Below are 26,318 nucleotides of genomic sequence, written 5' to 3' on the forward strand. Positions count from 1 at the left end.
CACCTGTTTAACAGTTATTAAGCAATTGTGTGAGTTGTGTAAATTTTGTTTCAGTCTGTATTTTGGTGTATTTCAACTAAATTATTCTGTAAATAAAGAAGATTTCGTTATATTGTTTTAATCATGAGTGTAAAAGCGTGAGAAGGCTAGTGTTGTTGGTTTTTATTTTATTGCAAATTCGTGGCATATCTTGCTTCTCAAAATATATGTGATATTTATAGGAAAAAGTGATTTTTTGAAAAATGCGCCTTTGCTTTGTTCTCCTGTACCTAAAAGCACCTCTTAGGGTAAGTGAAGTAGAAACGTCACCAATTGGTGTCTTTTGAGGGAGAAGAATTTCAAAATAAGGGATGGCAGAAGAGCGAAGAAGGGTAAAGTAGGAAAAATTTCTCGAATTTATTTTCCCCCAATGTTGTTCCTTTTGGGAAGTTTGAATAGCAAATGATAACTGAGGATCTTTTGGCTATTAAATTGGAAAAAAATACTGGGTAGGGCAAGGTCTTTAAACGGTTTAGTACAAACTAAACCCGTAACTTGCACCCCGATTCTTAACAGACCACAATAATGGAATTTATAACCGACTACATTTCCGCCCTCATCACGCTCACCAACGAGATGGCTCCCTATCTTCTGTTGGGATTCTTGATAGCAGGTATCTTGCATGTGTATTTTCCCCAAGAGAAGGTGAATAAATATTTGGGCAAGAATAATTTTGCTTCGGTGCTCAATGCCGCTCTTTTGGGAGTGCCGCTGCCGCTTTGCTCTTGCGGAGTCATCCCCACGGGAGTGGCCATCAACAAAAATGGCGCATCGAAAGGGGCAACGGTTTCGTTTCTCATCTCCACCCCCCAAACGGGCGTGGATTCGGTAATGGCGACTTATTCGCTGTTGGGCTGGCCTTTGGCTATCATTCGCCCCGTTGTGGCATTATTTACCGGAATAGCCGGAGGCCTGCTCACCAACAAGCTAGACAAAGGCGAAGAAGTGAAAGAAGCGGAAGATTGTTGCGAGGATGGAAGCTGTTCTTCTACGGCTGTTCCCAAAAAAGCAAAGCCAGCCGTTGTAAGGATGTTGCATTATGCTTTTGTAGAATTTCTCCAAGATATAGCCAAGTGGCTAGTGATCGGCTTGGCCATTGCCGCGCTTATTTCGGTGCTAGTGCCCGATGATTATTTTAGCCAGACCATCAGTAATCCATATTTGGGAATGCTCATTGTGTTGGTGGCCGCCGTGCCTATTTATGTCTGTGCCACGGGCTCGGTACCCATAGCGGCGGTATTGCTTATGAAGGGCGTATCACCTGGTGCGGTGCTGGTTTTCCTGATGGCAGGCCCTGCTACCAACGTGGCCACTATCACGGTAATAGCCAAAACGATGGGCAAAAAAGTGGCAGCTATCTATTTGGGGACTATCATAGTCGGCTCTTTCTTTTTTGGGGCTATCATCAACGAATTTTTTACCCGAGAGTTTTTGCTGATGGGAATGCCACAACATATCCACGAACATGGCAACCATCTGGTACCTATGTGGCTGGCAGTGGCAAGCAGTATTACGCTGGTAGGGCTAATTATAAATGGCTATGTGCAGAAATGGCTTGCTTCGCGAAGTATTACGAAATCAATTAATAACCAACCTATAAATGATAATCAGATGAACCAAGTGACCATCAAAGTAAATGGAATGACTTGTAACCATTGCAAGGCGAATGTGGAGAAAAACATAGGAGGCATGGAAGGAGTGGAGAAAGCCTTGGTAGATTTGCCAACAGCTCAAGTGGTGATAGAAGGTGAGGGGCTGGATTTGGATAAGATTAAAGGCAAGGTAGAGGATATTGGCTACGAATACGTAGGAGTTGAGTAGGGTTTAAAGCGATACAACTAGGCATAAATGGTAGAGACGCTCAACTTGAGCGTCTTTTGCTTATGTTTGTGATTTTTTAACCTAAATATCTAGAGCGTCCTCGCTAGTTAGGTTTGAACAGTTTTTTCGTGTGAAACTGAACCAAAGCAATAAATAAACATTTCCCCCTAAACCCACATTCATGAATATTGCAGTTATCGACATGGGAACCAATACGTTCCAGCTTTTGGTCGGGAAGCCCGACCCCGATGGTTTTACCCCACTTTTCAGGACGAGTTTTTTTGTGAAAATAGGGAAAGGGGGCATCAGTGAAGGAAAAATTACCGACGAGGCGATGGAGCGTGCTATTATTGCACTGAAAAAATTACAAGCTCACGCACTTGAACATGGGGCTGGAGAAATTCATGCTACGGCAACCAGTGCTATCCGTAGTGCCAAAAATTCAAGAACCTTCTTAGAGAAGATTGAAAAAGAAACAGGGATTTTGCCAAGGGTGATCGATGGTAACGAAGAAGCTGGGTTTATATATTCTGGGGTAAGGTCGGTATTCGATCCGGGCAAGGAAAAAATGTTGATTTTGGATATAGGCGGTGGGAGTGTGGAGTTCATCATTGCCGATGGAGAAACTGTTTTCTGGAAGCGGAGTATCGAGATTGGTGCACAGCGCTTGGTAGATGCTTTCCATCATTCCGACCCTATTGCCAAAGATGAGCTACTTAGGTTGACTTCTTTTTTGGATGGAAAGCTAGAGGAAGTGTTTGGGGAAATAGAAAAACATCAGCCTAAAATGATGGTGGGCTGTGCCGGCACGTTCGATACCGTACAAGATATTTACTGTCAGGAAAAAGGTCTGCCTAAAGACGGGGGAGAAGTATTTGAAGTGCCTATTTCGGCGTATCTATCCATACATCAGCAGTTTGTGGAAAAAGACAGGGCAGGGCGGTTGGAGATTCCCGGAATGCTGGAAAAGCGGGTAGATATGATAGTAGTTGCATCGGTACTGGCGGATTTTCTACTTCACAAAGGTGGGTTTGAAAAACTGATCGTGTCAAAAGCTTCTCTCAAAGAAGGGGTGCTTTACCAAATGGGGAAAAGCTCTCCAAACATGTCTTAATACCTATCTTTTTAAACTTTCTAAAGCGTTTTTCGTGTAAAGAGTCTTACAATCAAAAACCTGCATTATGAAAGTAAAGTTGATGATTTTCATCGTAATCCTAGCATTTTTAGCTTCTTGTTCCAAACCCTATTGCAACACCAAAGAGGCTAAACAGAAAAGAAAGCACTATAATAGTATTCAATACCAATAAGAGTTTGAGATGTTTGGATACCAAAAGCCCTCGTAAGCTAAGTCGTGAGGGCTTTTGGTTTTATAGGTATTGCAGTATACTTTTAAACATGCTCTTATTTTTTCATTTTCTAAACAAAAAATATGTTCAAAAGTAGCTACCCCCAGCGCATCGTTTGCCTTACCGAAGAACCCACAGAGACCCTTTGTCTCCTCGGTGCGAAAGATAAAATAGTAGGTATTTCGGGGTTTACCGTTCGCCCCAAAGACATTCGCAAAGAAAAGCCTGTGATCTGCACCTTTACCGAGGCAAAAGTTGATGAAATAAAAGCCTTAAAGCCCGATTTGGTAGTTGGCTTTTCTGATTTGCAAGCGACCATTGCCTCCCAGTTGATAAAAGAAGGAATCCAAGTGCTGATATTTAACCAGCGAAGTGTCAATGAGATTTTGACCATGATGCGGATGCTGGGAAACGTGATTGGGGAAACCGAAAAAGCGGCAATTTTGGTAGAGCAATTGGAGGAGCGGATAAACAGTTTGGCAGAAAAATCAGCTCAGAAGAAAGAAAAGCCAGTTGTCTATTTTGAGGAGTGGTACGATCCGCTCATCAGCGGAATTGGCTGGGTTTCAGAGCTGATAGAAATAGCGGGAGGAAAGGAATGTTTTCCCGAATTCCCTTCCAAAAAACTAGCTAAAGAGCGAATAATAGCCGACCCTACCGAGGTTATCCGTCGCCAGCCTGATATCTTGATAGCCTCTTGGTGTGGGAAAATGTTCAAACCAGAAAAGGTAAAAGCCCGCCCAGGTTGGGAGGAAATTCCTGCGGTGCGAAACAGGCATTTGTACGAAATAAAATCATCCATCATATTACAGCCAGGTCCTGCTGCGCTTACAGATGGCCTCGATAGGTTGGTGGAAATAATAGAGGGATTTTCTGATTGAAAAAGAAAGGTTTAGAAAACAATTGATCTTAAATTTTGACTTCTTACCTGCCTATCTTAGCTTTACTAAGCCCTGTTATTAGACCTACTGTTTAACATTGGGCTTATTTTTGTCGATAAGAGCCTGATTTAAACAAAAGAATTAGAAGCGTGTTTAAAAACCATTCTTGAAAAGCGTAAATTTGCCACTGCTTTTTAAATTATTGATTTTAAGGTACTGGCAAGGTTTATTAAAAACATGCGTATTTATTCGACAGCCACTACCCAAATATTTTAGCTAATGTTGATCAAGCCAGGAGAATTATTATCCAAAATAGACAGTCCCCACCAGCTTAGGGAACTCGACGAAGCCCAATTGTTCCAAGTTTGTACCGAACTCCGACAATTCATCATTGATAATGTTTCGGTATATGGAGGGCATTTTGGCGCAAGTTTGGGGGTGGTGGAAATGACTGTTGCACTCCACTATGTGTTCAACACGCCCAACGATATGCTCGTGTGGGACGTAGGGCACCAAGCCTATGGACACAAAATATTGACGGGCAGAAGAGATCAATTCCACACCAATAGGACATATGATGGTATTTCTGGTTTCCCCCGCAGGTTCGAGAGCGAGTACGATACGTTTGGGGTAGGGCACTCCTCCACTTCTATCTCCGCAGCTTTGGGTATGGCAGTGGCGTCGCAGCTAGCAGGCGATACGGAAAAGCAGCACATTGCCGTAATAGGAGATGGGGCAATGACAGCGGGGATGGCTTTTGAGGCCTTGAACCACGCTGGCGTAGCGGATAGCAACTTGATCATCATCCTGAACGATAACTGCATGGCGATTGACCCGAACGTGGGCGCGCTAAAAGATTATCTGACCGATATCACTACTTCGCATTTTTACAATAAGGTAAAAGACGATATGTGGCACATGCTCGGTAAGCTCGAAAAAGTAGCGCCAGGTGCTAGGGAAGTCGCATCCAAAATAGATCATTTAGTAAAGTCAGTTTTACTGAACCACAGCAATTTGTTTGAAGCATTGAACCTGAGGTATTTTGGTCCAGTTGATGGGCATGACGTAAACCACATGGTACATGTGCTCAACGACCTTAAAAATATTCCTGGGCCTAAATTGTTGCATTGCATTACTACCAAAGGAAAAGGCTATGCCTTGGCAGAGAAAGACCAGACCAAATGGCATGCGCCGGGTAAATTTGACAAGGTTACAGGCGAGATAAAAAAGCAGATCTTTGATACTCCGCAAGCACCTAAGTATCAAGAGGTTTTTGGGCATACCATAGTGGAGCTTGCCGAGCAAAACGATAAAATAGTGGGAATCACCCCTGCCATGCCTTCGGGTTCATCTATGAATATTATGATGAAGGCAATGCCCAAAAGGGCATTTGATGTGGGGATAGCCGAGCAGCATGCAGTAACATTTTCTGCAGGAATGGCTACGCAGGGCTTTTTGCCTTACTGCAACATCTACTCAAGTTTTATGCAGCGAGCGTTCGATCAGGTGATCCACGATGTGTGCATCCAAAACCTAGCGGTAAATTTCTGCCTCGATAGGGCGGGTTTTGCCGGGGCAGATGGGGCTACACACCACGGAGCTTACGATATTGCCTACATGCGCTGCATCCCGAATATGGTAATTGCTGCACCAATGGACGAACCTGAGCTAAGGAATTTGATGTACACTTCCCAACTTCCAAGGGAAACGGGTGCATTTACCATTCGCTACCCTAGGGGAAAAGGTGTTACGCCTGAATGGAGGACTCCTTTTAAGGAAATAAAGGTAGGTACGGGAAGGAAAATAAAAGAGGGGAAAGATATTGCTATTCTTACCATAGGTCACATTGGCAACTATGCCGTGAAAGCCTGTGCCGAGTTAGATAAAAAAGGAATTTCGGTGGCACATTACGATATGCGTTTTGTGAAACCACTAGATGCTGATATGCTCCACGAGGTTTTTGGCAAATTCGATAAGGTTATTACTGTGGAAGATGGTTGCATACAAGGAGGGTTTGGTAGTGCCGTGCTCGAATTTATGGCGGCAAATGACTACAAAAATACAAAAGTCCAGCTCTTGGGTATCCCCGATGAGGTAATAGAGCAAGGCGAGCAAATCGAGCTGCACCGCTATGCAGGCTTCGACCCAGAAAGCATTGCCAAAACAGTGGAGGAAATGGTGATTTCCCCCGTGCATGTGTAAAAAAATGTTGATAAATCAGAAAGCATCCGACTGAGAAGTTGGATGCTTTTTTTGTTTCATAGCTAACCTCGCTTTCTCTTCAATTTATTTTAGTTCGCAGAATTTACCGATTCTCGAAATAAATGATTTATTTCGTGCGATTTCTGATATTGCCTCCCATAGGAGTGATTATTATTCGATTGAACCATAGATGCTGGACATTTTTATTTATAAGGAGAATTATCCCTTAATTTTTACCCAAGCCATATTTTGGGTGTTTTTTGGGGTGTTGATGGTGGTTTACCAACTGGTTTACAAGCAAAACTCGCTTCGAAACCTGTTGCTACTTATTTTCTCTTTGTATTTCTACTACCTCTCCAGTGGCTACTATTTTACCCTGCTCATCTTTTCCACCGTAGTCGATTATGTGCTGGGGAATAAGGTTTTTAAGGAAACCGATGAAAGAAAGCGTAAAATCTATGTGACCATAAGCCTGATCGTGAACTTAGGGCTGCTTGGTTATTTCAAATACGCCTATTTCTTTACCGATACGTTCAATAATATTTTTGATACGCACATCCAAACAACCAATGTACTTGCTTTGGCGGTGAATACTTTCTTCAAGTCCACAATGGATGTGAGCAAGATTTTCCTTCCTGTCGGAATTTCGTTTTATACCTTTCAGACCATTAGCTACACCATAGATATTTACCGAAGAAAGCTAGAGCCTGTAAAGCATATTTTAGATTTTGCCTTTTATGTGAGCTTTTTCCCACAGCTAGTGGCGGGTCCCATCGTAAGGGCTGCAGATTTTGTCCCTCAGATTTATCAAAAATACCGTCTCAATCAGGCTGAGTTTGGAAGAGCAGGCTTTCTTATTCTGAATGGGCTGATAAAGAAAATATTTGTTTCGGATTATATCTCCATCAACTTTGTGGATAGGGTTTTCCAAAGCCCAGGAAGCTACTCGGGTTTCGAAAACCTAATGGCTACCTATGGTTATTCCATCCAGATCTATTGCGATTTTTCGGGTTATACCGATATTGCCATAGGCATTGCCTTGCTTTTGGGCTACCGCCTGCCGCTCAACTTCAACTCGCCTTACAAGGCAACGAGTATTACCGATTTTTGGCGTAGGTGGCACATTTCCCTCTCCTCTTGGCTGCGCGATTACCTCTATATTTCTCTTGGAGGAAATAGAAAAGGAAATATCCGCACCTATGTAAACTTGCTGTTGACCATGTTACTTGGGGGCTTGTGGCACGGGGCGCATATGCGCTTTATCATCTGGGGAGCTTTACACGGACTAGCCTTGGCTTTCCACAAAATTTGGATGGAGATGCTGGCGAAGGTAAGAGGTTCAAAATCGGACAAACCTGAGCCTTTCGTATCTAAACTGATCGCGGGAATCATCACATTCCATTTCGTAGCATTTTGCTGGATATACTTTAGGGCATCTTCTATAGCCGATGCTCATGCAGTAATGTCCCAAATTGTTTCCAATTTCAATACAGCCCTCATTCCTGAAGTACTGGTTTCTTACAAAAATGTCTTTTTGGTGATGCTGGTTGGGTTTGTAGGGCACTGGCTGCCAGGAAGCTGGAAAAGGTTGTTGCAAGATGCCTTCACTCAAGCTCCTGATTTTGCCAAGGCAACCATTGCTTTGGCTGTAGCCCTATTGCTTTTCCAAATGAAAGCATCGGAAATCCAACCGTTTATATACTTCCAGTTCTAACAAAACTAAAATCCGTTCTTTCTAAGAAGCTGTTTTTTAATGTATCTTCAAAATTCTTATGTGCTTCTTTTGACACATAATTTCGGCTAGCCGCCCATGTTAAAATCGACAAAGATAGTGGAGCTATCTTTGTCGATTTTGCCTTATTCTGCATCCAAAATAAGCGATAACAATTTTTAAATATAATTCCCAAACAGCTTCTTAGGATTTCGTCATTTTTGCAGCTCTCTTCCTTTGTTTTGAACTTTAGGACGAAGAGGTAAGTTTATTTCTAGAACAATCAGATACTTATTCCGAAGGTTAACCATTCGGATGTTTTTATATGGAGCTACTCGTACTCATCATCTATGGCTTGAGCCTTACCGTTGTTTTCGTTTTTAGCCTAGGGCAATTTCATTTGAGCTTGTATTACCGAAAAATCAAGCAAACCCCTGTTAGGGGGAAAGAAGGAAAGCAGTCTTTTGGAGAAAAAGAAATTCCTTTTGTAACTATCCAGTTGCCTATCTACAACGAGCTATACGTGGTGGAAAGGTTGTTGGAAAACATCGCCGAGTTTGATTACCCTAAGAATAAGTTTGAAGTACAAGTGCTTGATGATTCTACCGATGAAACGGTGGAAATTATTCGTAAGAAAATAGAGACGCTAACAAGTAGAGGTGTTGATATACAGCATATTCGAAGAAAAGATAGGATAGGGTTCAAAGCAGGTGCTTTGCAATACGGCTTGGACTTTGCTAAGGGAGAATTCATCGCTATTTTCGATGCGGATTTTTTGCCTGATCCAGACTTCCTTTCCCAAACGCTTCCGCATTTTGAAGAAGAAAAAGTGGGGATGGTGCAAACTCGCTGGAGCCATATCAACCAAAATTATTCCTTGCTTACCAAGCTGCAGGCGTTTGGGCTAGATGCGCATTTTACCGTAGAGCAAAGCGGAAGAAACTTTGCCGGAAGTTTTATCAATTTCAACGGTACGGGTGGAGTGTGGCGGAAAAGCTGCATTTTGGATGCTGGCGGTTGGCAACCCGACACACTTACGGAAGACTTGGACTTGAGCTACCGAGCCCAGCTCAAGAACTGGGAGTTTCTTTATTTGGAAGAGGTAACTACTCCTGCCGAGCTTCCTGTTACCATTCCCGCCATAAAATCGCAACAATACCGCTGGAATAAGGGTGCAGCCGAAACAGCTAAAAAACATATTCCTACGATACTTTCATCCAATCTGGGTTTTAGGCGAAAGCTACATGCCGTATTTCATTTGCTCAACAGCTCCGTGTTTATGTTTTTGTTTGTGGCTGCCATGCTGAGCGTACCAGCGTTGTTTATAAAAGATGCCCATCATGAGTGGGAGTTGGCGTTTCATTTGGCAAGTATTTTCCTTTTGGGTTTTATGGGCATCACCTATTTCTATTGGCTTAGCTCCAAAAGGGTTAGTCCCAAAAAAACATTCAGCTATTTTGCCAAAAACTTTCCCCTATTCATGTCCATGTCCATGGGGCTTTCCCTACACAACGGTATTGCCGTTTTTGAGGGGTTTATTGGGCGAAAAACCCCTTTTGTCCGTACGCCTAAGTTCAATATCAAAAACAGTGGAGACAAATGGAAGGGGAACGTCTACCTAAAAAATAAGCTTTCTTGGGCAACCCTCATCGAAGGTTTGCTGGCTCTTTATTTTTCCTTCGGCATCTACTCGGGCATCAGACTAGGCGACTTCGGCTTGCTGCCTTTCCATTTTTTCCTCTTCCTCGGCTTCGGCACTATTTTCTATATGTCGCTGAAGACTTCAGGGCTTTTCCACTTATTATTTGTGAAGAAAAAGCTGCAAGTCTAAAAAATATAAGAGCATGTTTAAATTTTATTTTAAAGTGAGAACCCAAAAGTGCTCCGCCGCCGCGGTGCACGTTTTTGCATGAAAACCTAAATTTTAATACATGCTCTAAGTTTTTACCTGACCTGTTGAGTAACCGAGTGCAAACCTTTGCATACTCACCGTCTCTGTTTCCTGCTCTATAATGACTAAAATTGTAGACGTTGAAGTTTGTGGAGGAAAGGATGGGATATTTTCAGTAAATTTCCACTTTCTGTCACATTATGAACCTGTAGAAAATGAAACTGATCCGATTTGGCGAAGTTGGTAGTGAGAAGCCGGGTATCCTTACCGAAGGTGGCAAACGTCTAGATGTAAGTGTCTTTGGTCAAGATTACGACGAAGATTTTTTTGGGAACGATGGGGTAACAAAATTAGGAGGCTGGCTGAAAAGCAACGAAGCTTCTTGCCCCGAAATCCCTACTTCTGTTCGCTTGGCTGCTCCTGTAAAAAGACCGGGAAAGATTATTTGCCTCGGGCTGAACTATGCCGCGCACGCAGCGGAAACGGGCGGGAAAGCTCCTGCCGAACCCAAAATATTTTTCAAAGCAGTATCAGCAGTTTGTGGGCCCAACGACGATGTGATCATCCCGAAAGGAAGCACCAAAACCGATTGGGAAGTGGAGCTTGCCTTGGTAATAGGGAAAAAAGCAAGCTACGTGAGCGAGGAAGAGGCGATAGATTATTTGGCGGGCTATTGCCTTCACAACGACTACAGCGAACGGGAATTCCAACTAGAGCGAGGAGGGCAGTGGGTAAAAGGAAAAAGCGCTGATACGTTTGCCCCGCTAGGTCCGTTCATTGCCACGCCTAATGAAATCAACGACCCGCATAATCTAAGGCTTTGGCTCAAGGTAAACGGTGAACTAATGCAGGATGGAAATACAAAAGACCTGATTCATAACATACCCAAGACTATAAGTTATCTAAGTCAATTTATGTCGTTATTGCCGGGCGATATTATTTCTACAGGCACTCCTTCGGGAGTTGGCATGGGCATGGAGCCCCAGCGCTTCTTGAAACCGGGAGATTTCGTGGAATTGGGTATAGATGGTTTAGGCTCTTCTATGCAAAAGTTAACAGCTTGGGAAAAAGAGTGAATATATAATTATTTATATAAAATAAATGTATTATAAACATTTAACATAAAAAGCTTTTTTTAGCCTTTAATGGCAGATTTTTCCATTTTGTTGAGTTATTTATAAGATTTTGGGAATGTTTTAAATTTTGAGAAATGCGCTGTTTGAGTTAGTTTTAACCTGCTTTTAACCAGTGCAAGAAAATGCAAATTTTTTAATACTCTTTAAAAGGAAATGAAATTTTTAAAAACTACTAAACAGAAATGAATATGTCCACGCTCGATACGCTAGACTATATCGTCTTTGCGGTTTACTGCGCCTTGATTATTTTCATTGGACTTTGGGTCTCTAGGGACAAAAAAGGCCATGAAAAAAATTCCAGCGATTACTTTCTTGCAAGCCGTTCATTGCCTTGGTGGGCAATTGGTGCTTCGCTTATCGCTTCTAACATTTCCGCTGAGCAAATCATCGGTATGTCAGGATCTGGATTTAAAATGGGATTGGCGATCTCAACTTACGAATGGATGGCTGCGGCGACCCTTATTATTGTAGGAAAGTATTTTATGCCGATTTTCCTCAAAAAACAAATCTTCACCATGCCCCAGTTTTTGGAGCAACGCTATGATGGCAGGGTAAGGTCAATTTTGGCAATTTTCTGGTTATTGCTTTACGTTTTTGTAAACCTTACCTCTGTTTTGTACCTCGGTTCATTGCCCATCATCACCATTATGGAAGGTGTAAATGTGTATGTGGCCATTGGGGGCTTGGCACTTTTTGCGGTTCTTTATTCTATTTATGGCGGTCTTTCTGCGGTAGCATGGACGGACGTTATCCAAGTGGTAATGCTTGTGGCGGGTGGTATCATCACCACATGGCTAGCGCTTGAAATAGTGGGAGATGGTAGCGTTTCTTCAGGTATGGGAATGGTTTATGAAGAGGCAAACTCTCACTTCCATATGATTTTCTCTAGCGACAACCCGAACTACATGGACTTACCGGGTGTGACGCTTTTAATAGGAGGTATGTGGATTGTAAACCTCAATTATTGGGGCTGTAACCAATATATTACCCAAAGGGCTTTGGCTGCAAAAAGTTTGAACGAAGCGCAAAAAGGTATTGTGTTCGCAGGTTTCCTTAAGCTGATTGTTCCTCTTATAGTGGTGCTTCCGGGTATTGCTACCTACGTATTGCTCCAGAGAGAAGGCGCTATCGATATGGATAGCCTTTTGTTGAAGGACGGTGCAGAACTAGCAGGAGGCTCTTTCTCCGAAAAGATGTTTGATCCATTACAAGCCGGTGGTGGTAAGGTAATGCCTGATAGAGCATACCCTACGCTTTTAAGCATTTTGCCTGTAGGTTTGAAAGGTGCCGCATTTGCAGCGCTTGTTGCAGCGGTAGTTTCTTCGTTGGCTTCCATGATGAACAGTACGGCCACCATCTTTACGATGGATATTTATAAAAACTACATAAACAAAAATGCCTCAGAGAAAAGGCTGGTTGCAGTTGGTCGTGGTATTAGTGTTGTGGCAATCGTTATTGCAGTGATTGTTGCCCCTCTTTTGGGAACTATCGAACAGGCATTCCAATACATACAAGAATATACAGGTTTGGTGAGCCCAGGTATTTTCGTAATATTCTTCTATGGTTTCTTCTGGAAAAAAGCAACCACTAGTGGTGCTCTTTGGGTAGCGGTGCTTACCTTGCCGCTTTCGTTGGCTATCAAGTTTGGCTTCCCAAATATTCCATTCCTCGATAGGATGGGCCTAGTGTTCTTCGCACTTTCATTGGTAATGTATGTTGTATCTGTGATGGAAAGCAAAGGGTTGAAAATCGCCGAAAATGCAATGAGCAGAATAGGAATCTACCTAGTGGTTCTCACTGTTTCGCTATTGGTGTTAGTACTGAACAATACCTTAGGTTGGGATATGTCAGAGTCGTTGGTTAAAACATTAATCCACTTGGCATTTGTTTCATTCACCTTTGTGGTTTATAGAATCATGACCAACATCAAAGATAATAAGCACGCAATAGATATTGATAAGTCACTTTTCAAGACGCATACAAATTTCAATATTGCTTCTGTCGTGATCATCATTTTGCTTGTTATTCTTTACACTGTATTCTGGTAAGGATTATTTTAGAAATATTAAGGACCCGAAGGTTAGTTCCTCCGGGTCTTTTTTTATTTAAGCTCTTGTATGCTTAATATTGTAATGATCTTTTCGCCAGTTAAAAGACGAATTAAAGACTACCTATTTTTTTATTATCATAACAAGCATTTTGCTTTTCAATATGGATCATATCTCATCAAAATTTACCGAATTGTATGGTAAATCTCCCAAAATGTTTCGCTCGCCCGGTAGGGTCAATCTTATAGGCGAACACACCGATTACAACGAAGGTTTTGTATTGCCCGCAGCTATCAACAAAGAAATGGTTTTTGCCATAGCTCCTAATGGTTTGGATAAATGTAGGGTATATGCGGCCGACCTCAACGAAAGCGAGGAGTTTTTGCTCGCAGACTTGAAAGCTTCAGACAAAGGATGGTGCAATTATCTGATAGGTGTAGTAGCCCAGTTTCAGAAAAAGGATATTCAAGTAGCCGCTTTTGATCTTGTATTTGGTGGAAATATCCCAATTGGTGCAGGGGTTTCTTCTTCGGCAGCTTTGGAATGCGGCTTGGGCTTTGCACTCAATGAGCTTAATGGAACTGGCTTAGATAAGCTTGAGCTAGTGAAAATGGCTCAAAAAGCCGAGCACGAATGGGCAGGAGTTCAGTGTGGAATTATGGACCAGTTTGCCAGCATGTTTGGAAAAGATAATAGCGTGATCCGTTTGGATTGCCGCTCTCTCGAAAAAGCTTATTTCCCTCTCAATATTGAGGGGTACAAAATTCTTTTGTTAGATACAGGAGTGAAGCATTCTTTGGCTTCTTCTGCATACAATACGCGCCGTGAAGAATGCGAAGCTGGCGTTGCATTTTTCGCTAAATCAAACCCTGAAATAAAAAGCTTGAGGAACGTGACAGTAGAAATGCTGGACGAGGCGAAAGGCAAAATGGATGCAACGGTATATACAAGAAGCCGCTACGTGGTAGAGGAAAATAACCGTGTACTTGCTGCTTGTGAAGCCTTGGAAAAAGGTGATTTGGCAAAGTTTGGTGAGCAGATGTACGGCTCTCACAATGGACTGAGCAAAGAATATGAAGTAAGTTGCCCAGAGCTAGATTTCTTGGTTGAACAGACCAAAGACAAGGATTTTGTGCTAGGTTCAAGGATGATGGGTGGTGGCTTTGGTGGCTGTACTATCAACATTATCAAAGAAGAAGCGATAGATGCTTTTGTAAGCGAGACGGCTAAAATTTATCACGCAGAAACAGGTATTGAGCTAAAAGCTTATGTTGCTGATATAGTAGACGGTAGCAGCGTGCTGTAAGGTGCCTATTTCGCTTTTTCCAACAATTTTTATCTAACCAATCCATAGCTACAAAAAATGTCGACATTTAATTTTGAAGATCATCCACACAGAAGATATAACCCCCTAACTGGGGAATGGTTGTTAGTTTCCCCTCACCGTGCCAAACGACCTTGGCAAGGGCAAACCGAGAAAAACGAGGAAGAAAAAAGACCTTCTTACGATCCGGGCGATTACCTCGGTCCTGGTAATACAAGGGTAGGAGGGCATCAAAACCCTGACTATAAAGATACTTTCGTATTCACCAACGACTTTGCTGCACTAATGAAGGATGTGCCCGAAGGTGGTTTCGAAAAAGGCTTGCTAAAGGCCAGCAGCGAAAGAGGGATCTGTAAAGTTGTTTGCTTTTCCCCAAGGCTAGATATTACCTTGCCCGAAATGGAGGTAGAAGATATAAGGAAAGTTGTTGACCTATGGAGTGAGCAGTTTGAAGAGTTGAGCAAGGTCGATTACATCAACTATGTACAAATTTTTGAAAACAAGGGGCAGATGATGGGTTGTAGCAACCCACATCCACATGGGCAAATTTGGGCACAAAAGGATATCCCTAATGAGCCTATGAAGGAATCGATCCAGCAACTGAAGTATTTCAAAGAGCACGGACGAAGCTTGCTTTCCGACTACTTGGCACAGGAGATGGAAGAGAAAGTAAGGATCATTGCCGAAAACGATCATTTTGTAGTGCTTTCTCCTTTTTGGGCGGTGTGGCCTTTCGAGACCATGATCATTAGCAAAAGACATTTCCAAAATATTTTGCAAATGACCGAAGAGGAAAAAGATGCTTACGCAGAAATGTTGAAAATCATTACTACGAAGTACGATAATATTTTTGAGACATCTTTCCCTTATTCGGCAGGAATCCACCAAAGCCCAACCGATGGCGAGGCGCATGAAGAATGGCATTTCCACATGCATTTTTATCCGCCATTGTTGAGGTCTGCAACGGTCAAAAAGTTCATGGTTGGTTATGAAATGCTAGGCATGCCTCAGCGTGACATCACACCAGAAACAAGTGCTGAGAGAATTAGGAGTATGTCAGATGTGCATTATAAGGCGGGCAAGTAAAACCCGTGGTATAATTGTATATTTATAGCGAGTTAAGCTTTGGGTGCAATCTCCCAAAGCTTAACCAATTTATGGGTCACTCTTTCTTTGGGCATAATTTTCATGCTCAATCTTTGATTCGGAAAATGAAAATGATTTTTTATTAACATATAAAGTACAAAAACTAATGAGTGACGAAATCTTATTAGGGTACGACTTGGGCACTTCATCTGTGAAGGTCACTGCCCTAGAAGCTGCCAGTGGCAAAGTTATAGGCTCTGCTACCTATCCAAAGGAGGAAATGTCGATTGTTTCGGTACAATCTGGCTGGGCAGAGCAAAACCCCAACGAATGGTGGACCAACACCATAGAAGCTACAAAAGAAGTAACAGAAGGTTTAGATACCGACAAAATTGCTGCAATAGGAATTGCCTATCAAATGCACGGCTTGGTAGCGGTAGATGTCAATCAACAAGTGTTACGCCCTTCTATTATCTGGTGCGATAGCCGCGCCGTAGAAATTGGGAATAGTGCATTTAAGGAAATGGGTGAAGAATACTGCCTTTCTCATTTCTTGAATTCCCCTGGTAATTTTACTGCTTCTAAATTGAAATGGGTAAAAGAGAATGAGCCAGAAACCTATGCCAAAATCCATAAGGTAATGCTTCCTGGCGATTTCCTTGCCATGAAAATGACGGAGCAAATCCTTACCACTGTTTCGGGGCTTTCCGAAGGGATTATGTGGGATTTTAAAGAAAAAGGAGTGGCTAAATCATTATTGAGCCACTATGGGATAGACGATGAACTCATTCCTGAAATAGTTGGTTCGTTTGCCCCTCAAGGTGAGCTGACGGCAAAAGCAGCAGCCGAATTGGGCTTAAAAGCTGGGGTAAAAGTTTGCTACCGAGCTGGCGACCAGCCCAATAATGCTTTTTCTCTCAACGTGCTTCAGCCTGGTGAGGTAGCCGCTACGGCCGGAACATCTGGCGTGGTGTATGGCATTACCGATAGCCCAGATTTTGATCCGCAGTCTAGGGTAAATACGTTCGTACATGTAAACCATGCAAAAGAAGCTGCCCGCTATGGGGTTTTGCTTTGTGTAAATGGCACGGGTATTTTGAACAGTTGGTTCAAAAACAACATGACCGGTATTTCGAAAATGAGCTATGAGCAAATGAATGATGCTATCTCGCAAGCACCTATTGGCTCGGAAGGTTTGGCAATATTGCCTTTTGGCAACGGAGCCGAACGTATTCTTGAGAACAATGATATCAGTTCTCAAATTCACGGGCTGAATTTCAATCAACATAACCAAGCGCACATGTTCCGAGCTTTGCAAGAGGGGATCGTGTTTGCATTGAATTATGGTTTTGAAATTATGAAAGGTATGGGCTTGCAAATGGATGTGGTGCGTGCGGGCCATGCCAATATGTTCCTAAGTCCTATTTTTAGGGAAACATTCGTAAATGTTACTGGCGCTGTTGTAGAGTTATATAATACGGATGGTTCGCAAGGGGCTGCACGAGGCGCAGGTGTAGGTGTAGGTATTTATAGTAGTTTCCAAGCAGCTTTTGAGGGGCTAGAAACTATCTTGACTATTGAGCCTGATACAGCTGTGGCAGATCAATACAAAGAAGCTTATAATAACTGGTTAACTATCCTAAAACAATATATCTAAAATAATATGAGCACCACTTATTTTCCAAACATCGATAAAATTCAATTTGAGGGAAGGGAATCTGATAATCCTTTGGCATTCAAATTTTACGAAGCAGACAAAGTAGTTGCAGGAAAAACGATGAAAGAACACTTCCGCTTTGCCGCAGCTTATTGGCATTCGTTCTGTAATGGCAACGGAGATCCTTTTGGTCTTGATACACGTGATTTTCCTTGGGCTAAACCAGGAGCAGATGCTATTACGGTAGCTAAATACCGTGTAGAGGCTGCCTTTGAGTTTTTCCAAAAAATAGGAATAGATTACTACTGTTTCCACGACCGCGACATCGCTCCTGAGGGAAGTAGCGTAATTGAGTCAGAAAAAATATTGCATGAAATCGTGAGCTTGCTCAAGCAATATCAGCAAGATACTGGTGTGAAATTGCTTTGGGGAACAGCGAATCTTTTTTCGCACCCTCGCTACATGAACGGAGCTTCTACCAACCCCGATTTTGACGTACTTTGCCACGGTGCGGCGCAAGTGAAAGCTGCGCTAGATGCAACCGTTGAACTAGGTGGTGAAAACTACGTGTTCTGGGGAGGAAGAGAAGGTTATATGTCTTTGCTCAACACCGATATGAAGCGTGAAACGGCTCATATGGCGGAGTTCTTGCGCAAAGCTCGTGACTACGGACGCAGCATCGGTTTCAAGGGTTCTTATCTTATAGAGCCTAAGCCAGCAGAGCCTTCTAAGCACCAATACGACTTCGATGCGGCTACGGTAATCGGGTTCTTGAAAGCAGAAGGATTGGCGGATGATTTCAAGTTGAATATTGAAGCTAACCATGCCACCTTGGCTGGGCATACCTTTGCTCACGACTTGCAGGTTTCTGCCGATGCAGGCATGTTGGGCAGCATAGATGCCAACCAAGGTGATTACCAAAACGGTTGGGATACAGATTACTTCCCACATGATATTTATGACACCACCGAAACCATGATGATCTTGTTGCAAAATGGCGGAATTGGTGCAGGTGGCTTGAACTTCGATGCGAAAATTAGAAGAAACTCTACTGATCCTGCTGATTTGTTCGTAGCGCACATTGGTGGAATGGATACTTTCGCCCAAGGGCTTTTGGTAGCTGACAAAATATTGACAAGCACCAATTACACTGCCTTGAGAAAAGAGCGTTATTCGTCTTACAACGCTGGAAAAGGAGCTGAGTTTGAAGCTGGAAAACTTTCTTTGGCTGATCTCAGGAACCTTGCGGTAGAAGCAGGCGAGCCTAAGAAACTAAGCGGAAAGCAAGAGCAATTTGAGAACTTGGTAAACCAATGTATCGGAAGGATTTAAGTTAGACAAATCTTAGGAATAAGTGGCGGTCCAGAAATGGATCGCCTTTTTTGTTTTGTACTAAACTATCACTTTTATTCCCATCTATAATACCTTTGTGCCCATGAAAAAAATTGCGTTTTTAAATACATCGATTGGCTGGGGTGGGTTGGAATTGAACACCATCAAATTAGCTAAGGCTTTTGTTGAGAAGGGGTGGGAAATAGCGCTTGTTACTGCGGAAGGCTCCAAAATGTTCGAAGAAGGTAAAGAGTGTTTTTCTACTTCGCTTTTCCTGCAAAAGACAAAGAAGTATTTTGATTTTTCCAACGCAAAAAAAATAGCGGTTTTTCTTAAAGCGGAAGGGTATGATGGGGTTTTTATGACTGATAATAGGGACATAGATTTAGCCAATTGGGCAAAAAGGATTTATTTCAAAGAGCTCAAGGTGTTTTATCAGCAGCAAATGCAGATGGCAATTAGAAAGAAAGATATACTTCATACGTTGAGGTACAAAAGTATAGATGCATGGATTAGCCCGCTCAGTTGGTTGAAAAACCAAGTGGTGGAACAGACTAAATTTCCTGAAGAGCGAATTTCTGTAATTCCACTTTGTGTAGAATCTGACAGGTATACCAAATCAAAGTTTTCAAAAATTGGGGCAAGAAAGGAATTGGAAATCAATCCTAAAGGGATGCTTTTAGGAATAATAGGGAGGATAGATCCGCAGAAAGGGCAGAGGTTTGTAACCGACGCATTTATAGAACTAAGAAAGCAAGGAGTCGAGGTTGAACTCCTGATTTTTGGTTCGCCTACTTTAAATGAAGAGGCTTCGAAGCAATACTATGACGGTATTAAAGAACTTATAGCTGAGAATGGAGTAGAAAAATTTGTCCATTTCCGCAAGTTTTCTCCTCAACCAGAACTTTTCTATTCTGCCGTAGATGTATTTACAATCGCTTCCCTTAGCGAAACTTTTGGGATGGTAACTGTAGAGGCGATGCTTTCCAAGTTGCCAATTCTTGCAGCAAATACAGGAGGCAGTCCAGAAATACTGCGGTTTGGCAAATTTGGTCAGCTATTCGAATACGAAAATGTCAAGGATTTTTGTAGTAAGTTCAATTGGGTGGTTAATAACCCAGAAAAGGTAAAAAAGATGGTTGAAGCGTCGCAGGCCTATGCACTGGAAAAGTTTGATATTAGCGTGGAGGTTGATGGGATTGAGTCTTTATTTATGAAGCATCTTCCTCATGTTTCTTAAAGGCGACTAAGAAGGAAGTTCCCTTGCCAGGTTCGCTTTCGCACCAGACTTTTCCATTCATAGCTTCTACATATTTTTTTACAATAGCTAACCCCAAGCCAGTAGAGTTTTCCCCTCCTGTAGGTCGGGCGGAGAGTTTTTGGAAAGCGGTGAACAATTTGAGTTGTTCTTCGGGGCTTATGCCCGGGCCTTCGTCCCTAATGGAAGCTATCACATGTTCATCTTCATCTTTAAGCTGGATGGTGATGCTTTTATCAGGCTTGGAAAACTTTACCGCATTGGAAATAAGGTTTTCAAATACTTGGGCTGTGTAGTTCCAATCAGCTTTTATATACAGTTTTTTGGAAGTGAAAATCAGGTTTAGCTTTTGGTTCTTCTTTTCTGCGGCATCTTTGAAGGTTTCTTGTACCTGTACCAATAACCTCATCAAGTTGATGCGAGTGATTTCCATTCGTACTTTTCTTGATTCTATGGCACGCAGATCCAAGATTTTTTCGATCATGGCATTCATTCTGTTTAGTGACCTAACGGTACCTTTTACTGCCTTTTGCTGATCACGAGTAAGGTCTTTAGCTTCAGAATCGATATAGTTTATAAAGGTCATGGCTGCCGAAATTGGGTTTCGGAGGTCGTGGGCAAGTATGCCGATTAGCTGGTTTTTATCTTTGTTCAGCGTAAGCAATTCTTTGTTTTGAAGGGCGATTTTTTCATTCGCTTCTTCCAGTTCCTTTCTCCCTTCGGCTACTTCTTTGTACACTTGGGCATTTTCTAGGGCGATTCGTGCATAAACAGCCAAGTTTCTGAGGATGTACAGATGGTAATCGTTATAGGCATTATCATTGAAGCTTTGAACAGTCATCACTCCTGAATTGCTGCTTTCCGAGCAAAGGGGAACATAAATGATGGAGCGAGAATCGTTTGTGGTTTTGGAAGGAAGGCGCCTGTCGAAATATTTCTGATAATCACGTTCAAAATTATTGATGAGAATTTCCTCTCTATTGTTAAAACACCTCACAGCCAAGCGTTCGGTTTCGTCCAAAGAGAAAGAAATGTTTTCAAGTATATGACCCTCTTCTATAGCGCCAGGAAAATGAAGTACATTGTTTTCTGTGTCATAAACTCCAATCCCAAAAGAAGAGGCCTCCATTAGCGATTGGATATTTGCATAAACAGTATCTACAATTTCTTCAACAGTAAGCTTTGAGGCAATAGATTTTCCCATTTCACTCAGCAAGCTCAAATTCTGATACGCCTGTGTGAGCGCATTCGATTGCATTTCAATTTCCTTGTTTTTTAGCGACAAACGTGTATTTGTTTTTCGCTTTAACCGGAAAAGCTGGTATAAAATAAGAATGACAGCGATGAAAATAACCGAACCAACGATAAGTAATATCACACCATTTTCTTGGCGCTTGAGGGTAAGGGTTTGTACTTTATTTTTTTCGGTAAGAAGATCGATCTCTTTGCGGTTTTCCATCAGCTCAAGACTGGTTTCCATTTCAGCTAATTGCCTTTTTCTTGATTCATCGCTGAGGGAATCTTTGAGTGAAGAAAAAGCAGAAAGTAATTGGAATGCTTGTTCAAACTTTTCTTGTTGTTTGTAGATCCCAATGAGCTTTTCGTAATTATTGAGTACCCAACTTTTCATCCCAATTTCTCGTGCTGTACCGAGACTTTTCTGATAATACTCAATAGCTTTTTCAGGTTCGCCTATTGTTTCGAAAAGTATGCCCATCTGGTGCAAAGCCCAACATGTTTTTATGGTTTGGTTATGTTCTTCAGAAAGTTCTAGCGATTGGTGGTAATATTGTAGGGCTAGTTTGAATTGCTTATCGGTGCGATAAAGATTTCCTATTTGAGCCAGTAAATCTTCTTTTAGGTGCTGCTCATCCCCCTTTTCGTCAAGTAAACTAATGGCTCTTCTGAGGTAATCGAGTCCAATAGGTCTCTTATCAGCTTCGGCATAGGCAGAAGCAAGTTTTCGCATTGTACCTACTCTTAGAGGAACGTCTTCTGTTTTTTCTGCTAATCTATAAGCTTTGGTATAGTAATATTGGACGCTGTCAATATCACTTCTTTGTTTAGTTTGGGCATACTTGGCATAATAATGAGTTCCAAAATGGGTGAAAGTTTCAACCTGAGGACTAGGTGTATTTCGTTCGGAAGAAAGGACTTCAGCTTTTCCAAGTGCCTCTAAAGATTTGCCGTATCTGTGTTGGGCAACATACACTTGGCTTAGACCCAAATAGGCATTCAACGTAAAAGTATTGCTGTTTTTTGGTAGGTTATTTGAAAGCTGCAAGCTTTCATGCCAATAGGCTTCAGCCTCTTCTTGCTCACCTAGCATATGATTTACAGAGGCAAGAGCTTGCAAAGATTTGATATGTATATTGTTATCATTGTGAGATGCTGCAATTTCAGAAGCGCTGCTAGCATATTGTGCGGCAATACTAAGGTCGGTTTGCCACCAAGCATGGGAGAGCTTGAGAAGTATCTCAGCTTTTGAATTATCGTCTGCCAAAGGAAGTGCTGCCTTTAGGCTATCAATTTCTTTGCTTTGACTCCAGCATAAAGTATATCCTAATAAAAAGGCTCCGAACAGGAAAAGTTTGTAGATTTTAAAGTTCATTTTGGTGCATAGTGGTCACAAACAATGGTGTGTTTGTTCTGTAGCTTAGTTGCAAAAAAAATAGAGGCTGTTAGTAATGTTAGTCATGAAATGGGTAGGTAATATTATAATGACAATAATTGTCCCAAAAAAGCTTAATTGGAAGGCGTATTGACAGAAAGAAGGGATTTACATTTTTTTAGGGTTTGATTACATATAAAGAAGACGAAAAATAAGGGAATAAGTTACCCTCTTTAAAAACTAAGGAGGAAGGGTAGAAGTTGCCTAGCAAGTTTTTTTAAGGTGACGAGAAGCTAAAAGTTCTTATTTGGAGCGCTGCTTAAATGACCAGGTAAAGTAAAAAGTAGATACGAGCGTACCGTCAGGCATCCTTCCTTCGGTTTTGGCGGTGACTGTGGCAGGCTCTCCCGTTTCTAGACAGCAGTTTACAGCTGCAAAAATATTGGCTCCATCGGTACAGGTAAATGTGGTGTGATCTGTGGCTTTTTTGTGGAATTCGGCTTCTAGTCCAACTATGATGGTTGCTATGGAAGGTTTATAGCCTTGTATGGCTAAAAGAGCAATAGAGGCGGTAGAAAGTTCGGCGGCCATGCTCTGTACGGCAAAATAAATGGAACGAAAAGGGTTTTTATTCAGTCTTTTGAACGGAATGGTGGTAACTGCATGTTTTGTGTCAAGCTTTACGAGTTTCATTCCCGCTAAAAATCCCATGGGTACTTTCATCAGTGTAAACAGCCTAAAGGTGGAAGGGCTAAGCATTTTCTTAAGAAACTTTTCCTGAGAAGGGCTGAGTGTTGTTGTACTTGTATCCATGTTTATTTGTGCTTTTTCTTTTGTTGATTCATTATGATTCCATAAATTATCCCGATGGACATGCCTAAGGCAACTCCAATAGCAATATTGTCCAGTGCTACGCCAAGAGCAGTACCGATACCAGCCCCTAAGGCTATGCCTACGCCCATCATGTTATTCTTATCCTCCGATCTTCGTTTCATCTTTTTTTGCCTTTAGGGCGTATACTAAAGGTAGTTTATTACCATGCTTTTTTATAATAAAGTTTCCTTCACTTATTTCTTCTGTACCATTAAAACAGTTGAAAGGCGAGTAGTCGAATTCTTCAAAAGACTTGATTGATAATCCTTGTTTGAGTAATGCCCCAAGTACCTCACCAAGGTCGTGATTCCAAGATACTGACTTCTTTTTGATGGGAGCAGTTGGGTCGGCATACGTGCCTTCTAGCTCTTCCACTATAGTATCTCTGTTGAAATAAGCATATTCCACTTTTTCAAAGTCATAGTCAAACATCCAAACTACAGGGTGGAACTCTGCCATTATAAACTCCCCCTTTGGCTTGAGGAAGTGGGAAACTACTTCTGCCCATTTGTCCATGTCTGGCAACCAACCTATTACCCCGTAAGAAGTGAAAACGATGTCATATTTTTTGTTTAGTACTTTGGAAAGGTCGTATACATTGGAGCAAATGAACTCGGCGTCTAGCCCTGCCATATTAGCCAACTCCCTCGCTTTTTCAATAGACCTATCCGATAAGTCAACGCCTGTTACTTCCGCTCCCAAATGAGCTAGGGAAAGCGTGTCCATTCCAAAATGGCACTGCAAATGAAGTACGGACTTTTCCGAAAAATCGCCCAATAAGTTTAGCTCGATGGGTTTTAAGGAGTTTTTATGATTCAAAAATTCCTTTACGCCATAGAATTCGGAACCCCAATGGGTTTCAGTTTTTTCGTTCCAAAGTTCTCGGTTAATGTTGGCAAAATCAGGAAATTGTTCTTGGTTCATTTTTTCTAGTTGTTTTGCTCAATTTACAAGTAAATTTTAATTCTTTCAAATAGTGAGAAGGTAGGTTGTCTTTAAAAATAATTCTGTTTTGTATAAGTATTTTACTTAGGTCGATCAAGTTATTTTCTTATCTGCGGTACAGTTTTCGAGAGAGTAACTTTATATTTGAGGTTTTACAACCTACATCAACCACAATGAAAAAATTAATACTACTATCTATCTTTCTATCATTAATTTCCTGCCAACCTGATTCTAAAGCTAAAGAGGAATTAACCAAAAGAATTGCAGATAATTTTGCCAAGGTGGAAGGAACTTTTGCCGTTGCATTCCAAGAGGTCGGTAAGCCCGAAACCGCAATATTTATAAATGAAAAAGAGGTCTTTCACGCTGCAAGTACCATGAAAACATCTGTGATGATTGAAGCATTTAAGCAGGATGCTGAAGGGAGATTGTCGCTTTCAGATTCTGTCCTTGTAAAGAATGAGTTTAAAAGTATGGTAGATAGTAGTGTATACGAACTTACGCTAAGTGATGATTCTGAATCTGAGTTGTACCAGAACTTAGGTGAAAAAATGCCGTTGGGTGATTTGGTTTACAAAATGATCATCAAAAGCAGCAATTTGGCTACTAACCTAATGGTGGAAATAGTAGGTGCGCAAAATACAACTGCATCGATGAGAAAATTGGGTGCACCAGATATTGAAGTGCTCCGAGGAGTAGAGGATATTAAGGCATACCGCCAAGGGTTTAGCAATACTACTACAGCATATGACCTGATGGTGATATTTGATAAAATGGGGCAGGGAAAGGCAGTAAATAAAGAGGTAGATGAAAAAATGATTGGAATTTTGCTCGATCAGAAGTTTAATGAGATGATTCCCGCAAAGTTGCCCAAAGATGTGAAAGTTGCCCACAAAACAGGATGGATTACGGGAGTACATCACGATTCGGGAATTGTGATATTACCCGATGGAAGGAGGTATGTATTGGTTATTCTTTCCAAAGAACTTACCAATGAGGAAAAAGGCGTAGCTAAAATAGCCGAAGTCTCGGGTTGGATTTACCAGTATTTTACAGAGAATTTATAAATAAGAAAAGGGGCTGATTTCAGCCCCTTTTTGTTACTCTTTTTTCTTGTTTGCCCCTCTAGTGAGCTGTTCTATCTGGTCCCACATTTCTGGTGGTATCATTTCCAAATGATTGAACTCTCCAGCTCCTTTAAGCCACTCTCCGCCATCTATGGTTACTACTTCACCGTTGATAAACGAGGCAAAGTCGGAAATTAAGTAAGCGGAAAGGTTGGCTAATTCCTGATGTTCGCCAACTCTTCCCAAAGGAACTTTTAGAGCGGGGTCGAACTTTTTGCGAAGGTTTTCTGGGAAAAGTCTGTCCCAAGCTCCTTTGGTGGGGAAAGGTCCTGGCGCAATTGCATTACTTCTAATCCCATATTTTCCCCATTCTACTGCAAGGGAGCGGGTTAGGGAAAGTACGCCAGCTTTGGCAACAGCGGAGGGCACTACGTACCCTGAGCCAGTCCAAGCATAAGTGGTGACTATATTTAAGATGTTTCCTTTTCGCTTTTGAGCTATCCAATCTTTGCCCATGGCAAGGGTGCAGTTATATGTTCCTTGCAGCACAATCCCAACTACTATATCGAAGGCTTTGTGGGTCAATCGTTCTGTTGGGCTTATGAAGTTGCCAGCGGCGTTATTTACCAGCCCATGGATTTTCCCAAATTTCTCTTTCCCTTGCTCTATTACCTGTTCCACTTCGTTGTATTTGCGTACATCGCAAGCTACGGGCAATACTTCGCCTCCAGTTTCAGATCGTAATTCTCTGGCTGTTTGTTCGAGTACATCTAGCTTTCGGCTGGAAATAATCACATTTGCGCCTAGCTCTAAAAAATATTTAGACATTGACCTCCCAAGGCCGGTTCCTCCACCGGTTACCAAAATGGTTTTGCCTTTGAGAGCGTCGTCTTTCAACATTGGTTGATCGTACATGGTATATTTATTTTATGTTTAAGCATCAGTGCCATTTTAAAAATAAACTTGGTTTTAATAACCTACATTTTACGGTAAGTAGGTTGTGTTTATTTTTGTTCAAGCACTTGTAGAATAAAGTGTTGATTAAGATACACCATACAATTGGAAAATGTTTAAGCACAAGCACTTTTTT

The 26,318-nt window shown here is 41.8% G+C and carries 19 protein-coding genes; 14 read left to right on the forward strand and 5 right to left on the reverse strand.

Annotation, left to right across the window (positions count from 1 at the left end):
• The first annotated feature begins 564 nt into the window (after nucleotides 1-564).
• From R9C00_00670 to R9C00_00730, 13 genes are all read left to right on the forward strand, one after another.
• Nucleotides 565-1,860, forward strand: coding sequence for an SO_0444 family Cu/Zn efflux transporter (locus R9C00_00670; protein ID WPO35963.1), 1,296 nt, complete (start codon nucleotides 565-567; stop codon nucleotides 1,858-1,860).
• Nucleotides 1,861-2,041: 181 nt separating this feature from the next.
• Entirely contained in the window at nucleotides 2,042-2,974 is a 933-nt protein-coding gene (locus R9C00_00675; protein WPO35964.1) for an exopolyphosphatase, read from the forward strand.
• Nucleotides 2,975-3,289: 315 nt separating this feature from the next.
• Nucleotides 3,290-4,087, forward strand: coding sequence for a cobalamin-binding protein (locus R9C00_00680; protein WPO35965.1), 798 nt, complete (start codon nucleotides 3,290-3,292; stop codon nucleotides 4,085-4,087).
• A gap of 279 nt (nucleotides 4,088-4,366) precedes the next feature.
• Nucleotides 4,367-6,289, forward strand: coding sequence for a 1-deoxy-D-xylulose-5-phosphate synthase (gene dxs, locus R9C00_00685; GenBank protein ID WPO35966.1), 1,923 nt, complete (start codon nucleotides 4,367-4,369; stop codon nucleotides 6,287-6,289).
• Between the two features lie 190 nt (nucleotides 6,290-6,479).
• The gene (locus R9C00_00690) at nucleotides 6,480-8,003 is read left to right on the forward strand and encodes an MBOAT family O-acyltransferase (protein ID WPO35967.1); all 1,524 of its coding nucleotides are present in this window, start codon (nucleotides 6,480-6,482) and stop codon (nucleotides 8,001-8,003) included.
• A 322-nt stretch (nucleotides 8,004-8,325) separates the two neighbouring features.
• Entirely contained in the window at nucleotides 8,326-9,831 is a 1,506-nt protein-coding gene (locus R9C00_00695) for a glycosyltransferase family 2 protein (GenBank protein ID WPO35968.1), read from the forward strand.
• A gap of 275 nt (nucleotides 9,832-10,106) precedes the next feature.
• Nucleotides 10,107-10,967, forward strand: coding sequence for a fumarylacetoacetate hydrolase family protein (locus tag R9C00_00700; GenBank protein WPO35969.1), 861 nt, complete (start codon nucleotides 10,107-10,109; stop codon nucleotides 10,965-10,967).
• Nucleotides 10,968-11,209: 242 nt separating this feature from the next.
• On the forward strand, nucleotides 11,210-13,075 hold the full coding sequence (locus R9C00_00705) for a sodium/sugar symporter (protein WPO35970.1): 1,866 nt from the start codon (nucleotides 11,210-11,212) through the stop codon (nucleotides 13,073-13,075).
• 163 nt (nucleotides 13,076-13,238) lie between these two features.
• Entirely contained in the window at nucleotides 13,239-14,381 is a 1,143-nt protein-coding gene (galK, locus tag R9C00_00710) for a galactokinase (GenBank protein WPO35971.1), read from the forward strand.
• A gap of 57 nt (nucleotides 14,382-14,438) precedes the next feature.
• On the forward strand, nucleotides 14,439-15,485 hold the full coding sequence (locus R9C00_00715; GenBank protein ID WPO35972.1) for a UDP-glucose--hexose-1-phosphate uridylyltransferase: 1,047 nt from the start codon (nucleotides 14,439-14,441) through the stop codon (nucleotides 15,483-15,485).
• Between the two features lie 166 nt (nucleotides 15,486-15,651).
• Entirely contained in the window at nucleotides 15,652-17,142 is a 1,491-nt protein-coding gene (locus tag R9C00_00720) for an FGGY family carbohydrate kinase (GenBank protein WPO35973.1), read from the forward strand.
• Nucleotides 17,143-17,148: 6 nt separating this feature from the next.
• Nucleotides 17,149-18,474 carry a xylose isomerase gene (xylA, locus tag R9C00_00725; protein WPO35974.1) on the forward strand — a complete coding sequence of 442 codons (1,326 nt, stop codon included), beginning with the start codon at nucleotides 17,149-17,151 and terminating at the stop codon, nucleotides 18,472-18,474.
• A 103-nt stretch (nucleotides 18,475-18,577) separates the two neighbouring features.
• Complete coding sequence (locus R9C00_00730; GenBank protein ID WPO35975.1) at nucleotides 18,578-19,714, forward strand: glycosyltransferase family 4 protein; 1,137 nt, start codon at nucleotides 18,578-18,580, stop codon at nucleotides 19,712-19,714.
• Here R9C00_00730 and R9C00_00735 read toward each other — a convergent pair.
• The 4 genes from R9C00_00735 to R9C00_00750 all read right to left on the reverse strand — a co-directional run bounded on the left by R9C00_00735 (nucleotide 19,686) and on the right by R9C00_00750 (nucleotide 24,140).
• Nucleotides 19,686-22,343: an ATP-binding protein gene (locus R9C00_00735; protein WPO35976.1), complete on the reverse strand. Its 2,658-nt coding sequence runs from the start codon at nucleotides 22,341-22,343 to the stop codon at nucleotides 19,686-19,688. The genes R9C00_00730 and R9C00_00735 overlap by 29 nt on opposite strands.
• 303 nt (nucleotides 22,344-22,646) lie before the next feature.
• Nucleotides 22,647-23,156, reverse strand: coding sequence for a thioesterase (locus tag R9C00_00740; GenBank protein ID WPO35977.1), 510 nt, complete (start codon nucleotides 23,154-23,156; stop codon nucleotides 22,647-22,649).
• Between the two features lie 2 nt (nucleotides 23,157-23,158).
• A complete protein-coding gene (locus tag R9C00_00745; protein WPO35978.1) occupies nucleotides 23,159-23,338 on the reverse strand; it encodes a hypothetical protein in 180 nt (59 codons plus the stop codon).
• Nucleotides 23,316-24,140: a class I SAM-dependent methyltransferase gene (locus tag R9C00_00750; protein ID WPO35979.1), complete on the reverse strand. Its 825-nt coding sequence runs from the start codon at nucleotides 24,138-24,140 to the stop codon at nucleotides 23,316-23,318. Before R9C00_00750 ends, R9C00_00745 begins: the two co-directional genes overlap by 23 nt.
• 194 nt (nucleotides 24,141-24,334) lie before the next feature.
• Here R9C00_00750 and R9C00_00755 point away from each other — a divergent pair, with 194 nt between their 5' ends.
• Nucleotides 24,335-25,228, forward strand: a complete 894-nt coding sequence (locus tag R9C00_00755; protein ID WPO35980.1) for a serine hydrolase — start codon at nucleotides 24,335-24,337, stop codon at nucleotides 25,226-25,228.
• A gap of 33 nt (nucleotides 25,229-25,261) precedes the next feature.
• Here the strand turns inward: R9C00_00755 and R9C00_00760 are convergent, their stop codons facing one another.
• Entirely contained in the window at nucleotides 25,262-26,143 is an 882-nt protein-coding gene (locus tag R9C00_00760) for an SDR family oxidoreductase (GenBank protein WPO35981.1), read from the reverse strand.
• Nucleotides 26,144-26,318: the final 175 nt, after the last annotated feature.

The organism is Flammeovirgaceae bacterium SG7u.111 (genome assembly GCA_034044135.1).
GTDB lineage: Bacteria > Bacteroidota > Bacteroidia > Cytophagales > Flammeovirgaceae.

What these genes read in the sequence shown, in the direction of transcription:
- R9C00_00670 (WPO35963.1), top strand. Translation starts at nt 565, where the DNA reads ATGGAATTTATAACCGACTACATTTCCGCCCTCATCACGCTCACCAAC.
- R9C00_00675 (WPO35964.1), top strand. Translation starts at nt 2,042, where the DNA reads ATGAATATTGCAGTTATCGACATGGGAACCAATACGTTCCAGCTTTTG.
- R9C00_00680 (WPO35965.1), top strand. Translation starts at nt 3,290, where the DNA reads ATGTTCAAAAGTAGCTACCCCCAGCGCATCGTTTGCCTTACCGAAGAA.
- dxs (WPO35966.1), top strand. Translation starts at nt 4,367, where the DNA reads ATGTTGATCAAGCCAGGAGAATTATTATCCAAAATAGACAGTCCCCAC.
- R9C00_00690 (WPO35967.1), top strand. Translation starts at nt 6,480, where the DNA reads ATGCTGGACATTTTTATTTATAAGGAGAATTATCCCTTAATTTTTACC.
- R9C00_00695 (WPO35968.1), top strand. Translation starts at nt 8,326, where the DNA reads ATGGAGCTACTCGTACTCATCATCTATGGCTTGAGCCTTACCGTTGTT.
- R9C00_00700 (WPO35969.1), top strand. Translation starts at nt 10,107, where the DNA reads ATGAAACTGATCCGATTTGGCGAAGTTGGTAGTGAGAAGCCGGGTATC.
- R9C00_00705 (WPO35970.1), top strand. Translation starts at nt 11,210, where the DNA reads ATGAATATGTCCACGCTCGATACGCTAGACTATATCGTCTTTGCGGTT.
- galK (WPO35971.1), top strand. Translation starts at nt 13,239, where the DNA reads ATGGATCATATCTCATCAAAATTTACCGAATTGTATGGTAAATCTCCC.
- R9C00_00715 (WPO35972.1), top strand. Translation starts at nt 14,439, where the DNA reads ATGTCGACATTTAATTTTGAAGATCATCCACACAGAAGATATAACCCC.
- R9C00_00720 (WPO35973.1), top strand. Translation starts at nt 15,652, where the DNA reads ATGAGTGACGAAATCTTATTAGGGTACGACTTGGGCACTTCATCTGTG.
- xylA (WPO35974.1), top strand. Translation starts at nt 17,149, where the DNA reads ATGAGCACCACTTATTTTCCAAACATCGATAAAATTCAATTTGAGGGA.
- R9C00_00730 (WPO35975.1), top strand. Translation starts at nt 18,578, where the DNA reads ATGAAAAAAATTGCGTTTTTAAATACATCGATTGGCTGGGGTGGGTTG.
- R9C00_00735 (WPO35976.1), bottom strand. Translation starts at nt 22,343, where the DNA reads ATGAACTTTAAAATCTACAAACTTTTCCTGTTCGGAGCCTTTTTATTA.
- R9C00_00740 (WPO35977.1), bottom strand. Translation starts at nt 23,156, where the DNA reads ATGGATACAAGTACAACAACACTCAGCCCTTCTCAGGAAAAGTTTCTT.
- R9C00_00745 (WPO35978.1), bottom strand. Translation starts at nt 23,338, where the DNA reads ATGAAACGAAGATCGGAGGATAAGAATAACATGATGGGCGTAGGCATA.
- R9C00_00750 (WPO35979.1), bottom strand. Translation starts at nt 24,140, where the DNA reads ATGAACCAAGAACAATTTCCTGATTTTGCCAACATTAACCGAGAACTT.
- R9C00_00755 (WPO35980.1), top strand. Translation starts at nt 24,335, where the DNA reads ATGAAAAAATTAATACTACTATCTATCTTTCTATCATTAATTTCCTGC.
- R9C00_00760 (WPO35981.1), bottom strand. Translation starts at nt 26,143, where the DNA reads ATGTACGATCAACCAATGTTGAAAGACGACGCTCTCAAAGGCAAAACC.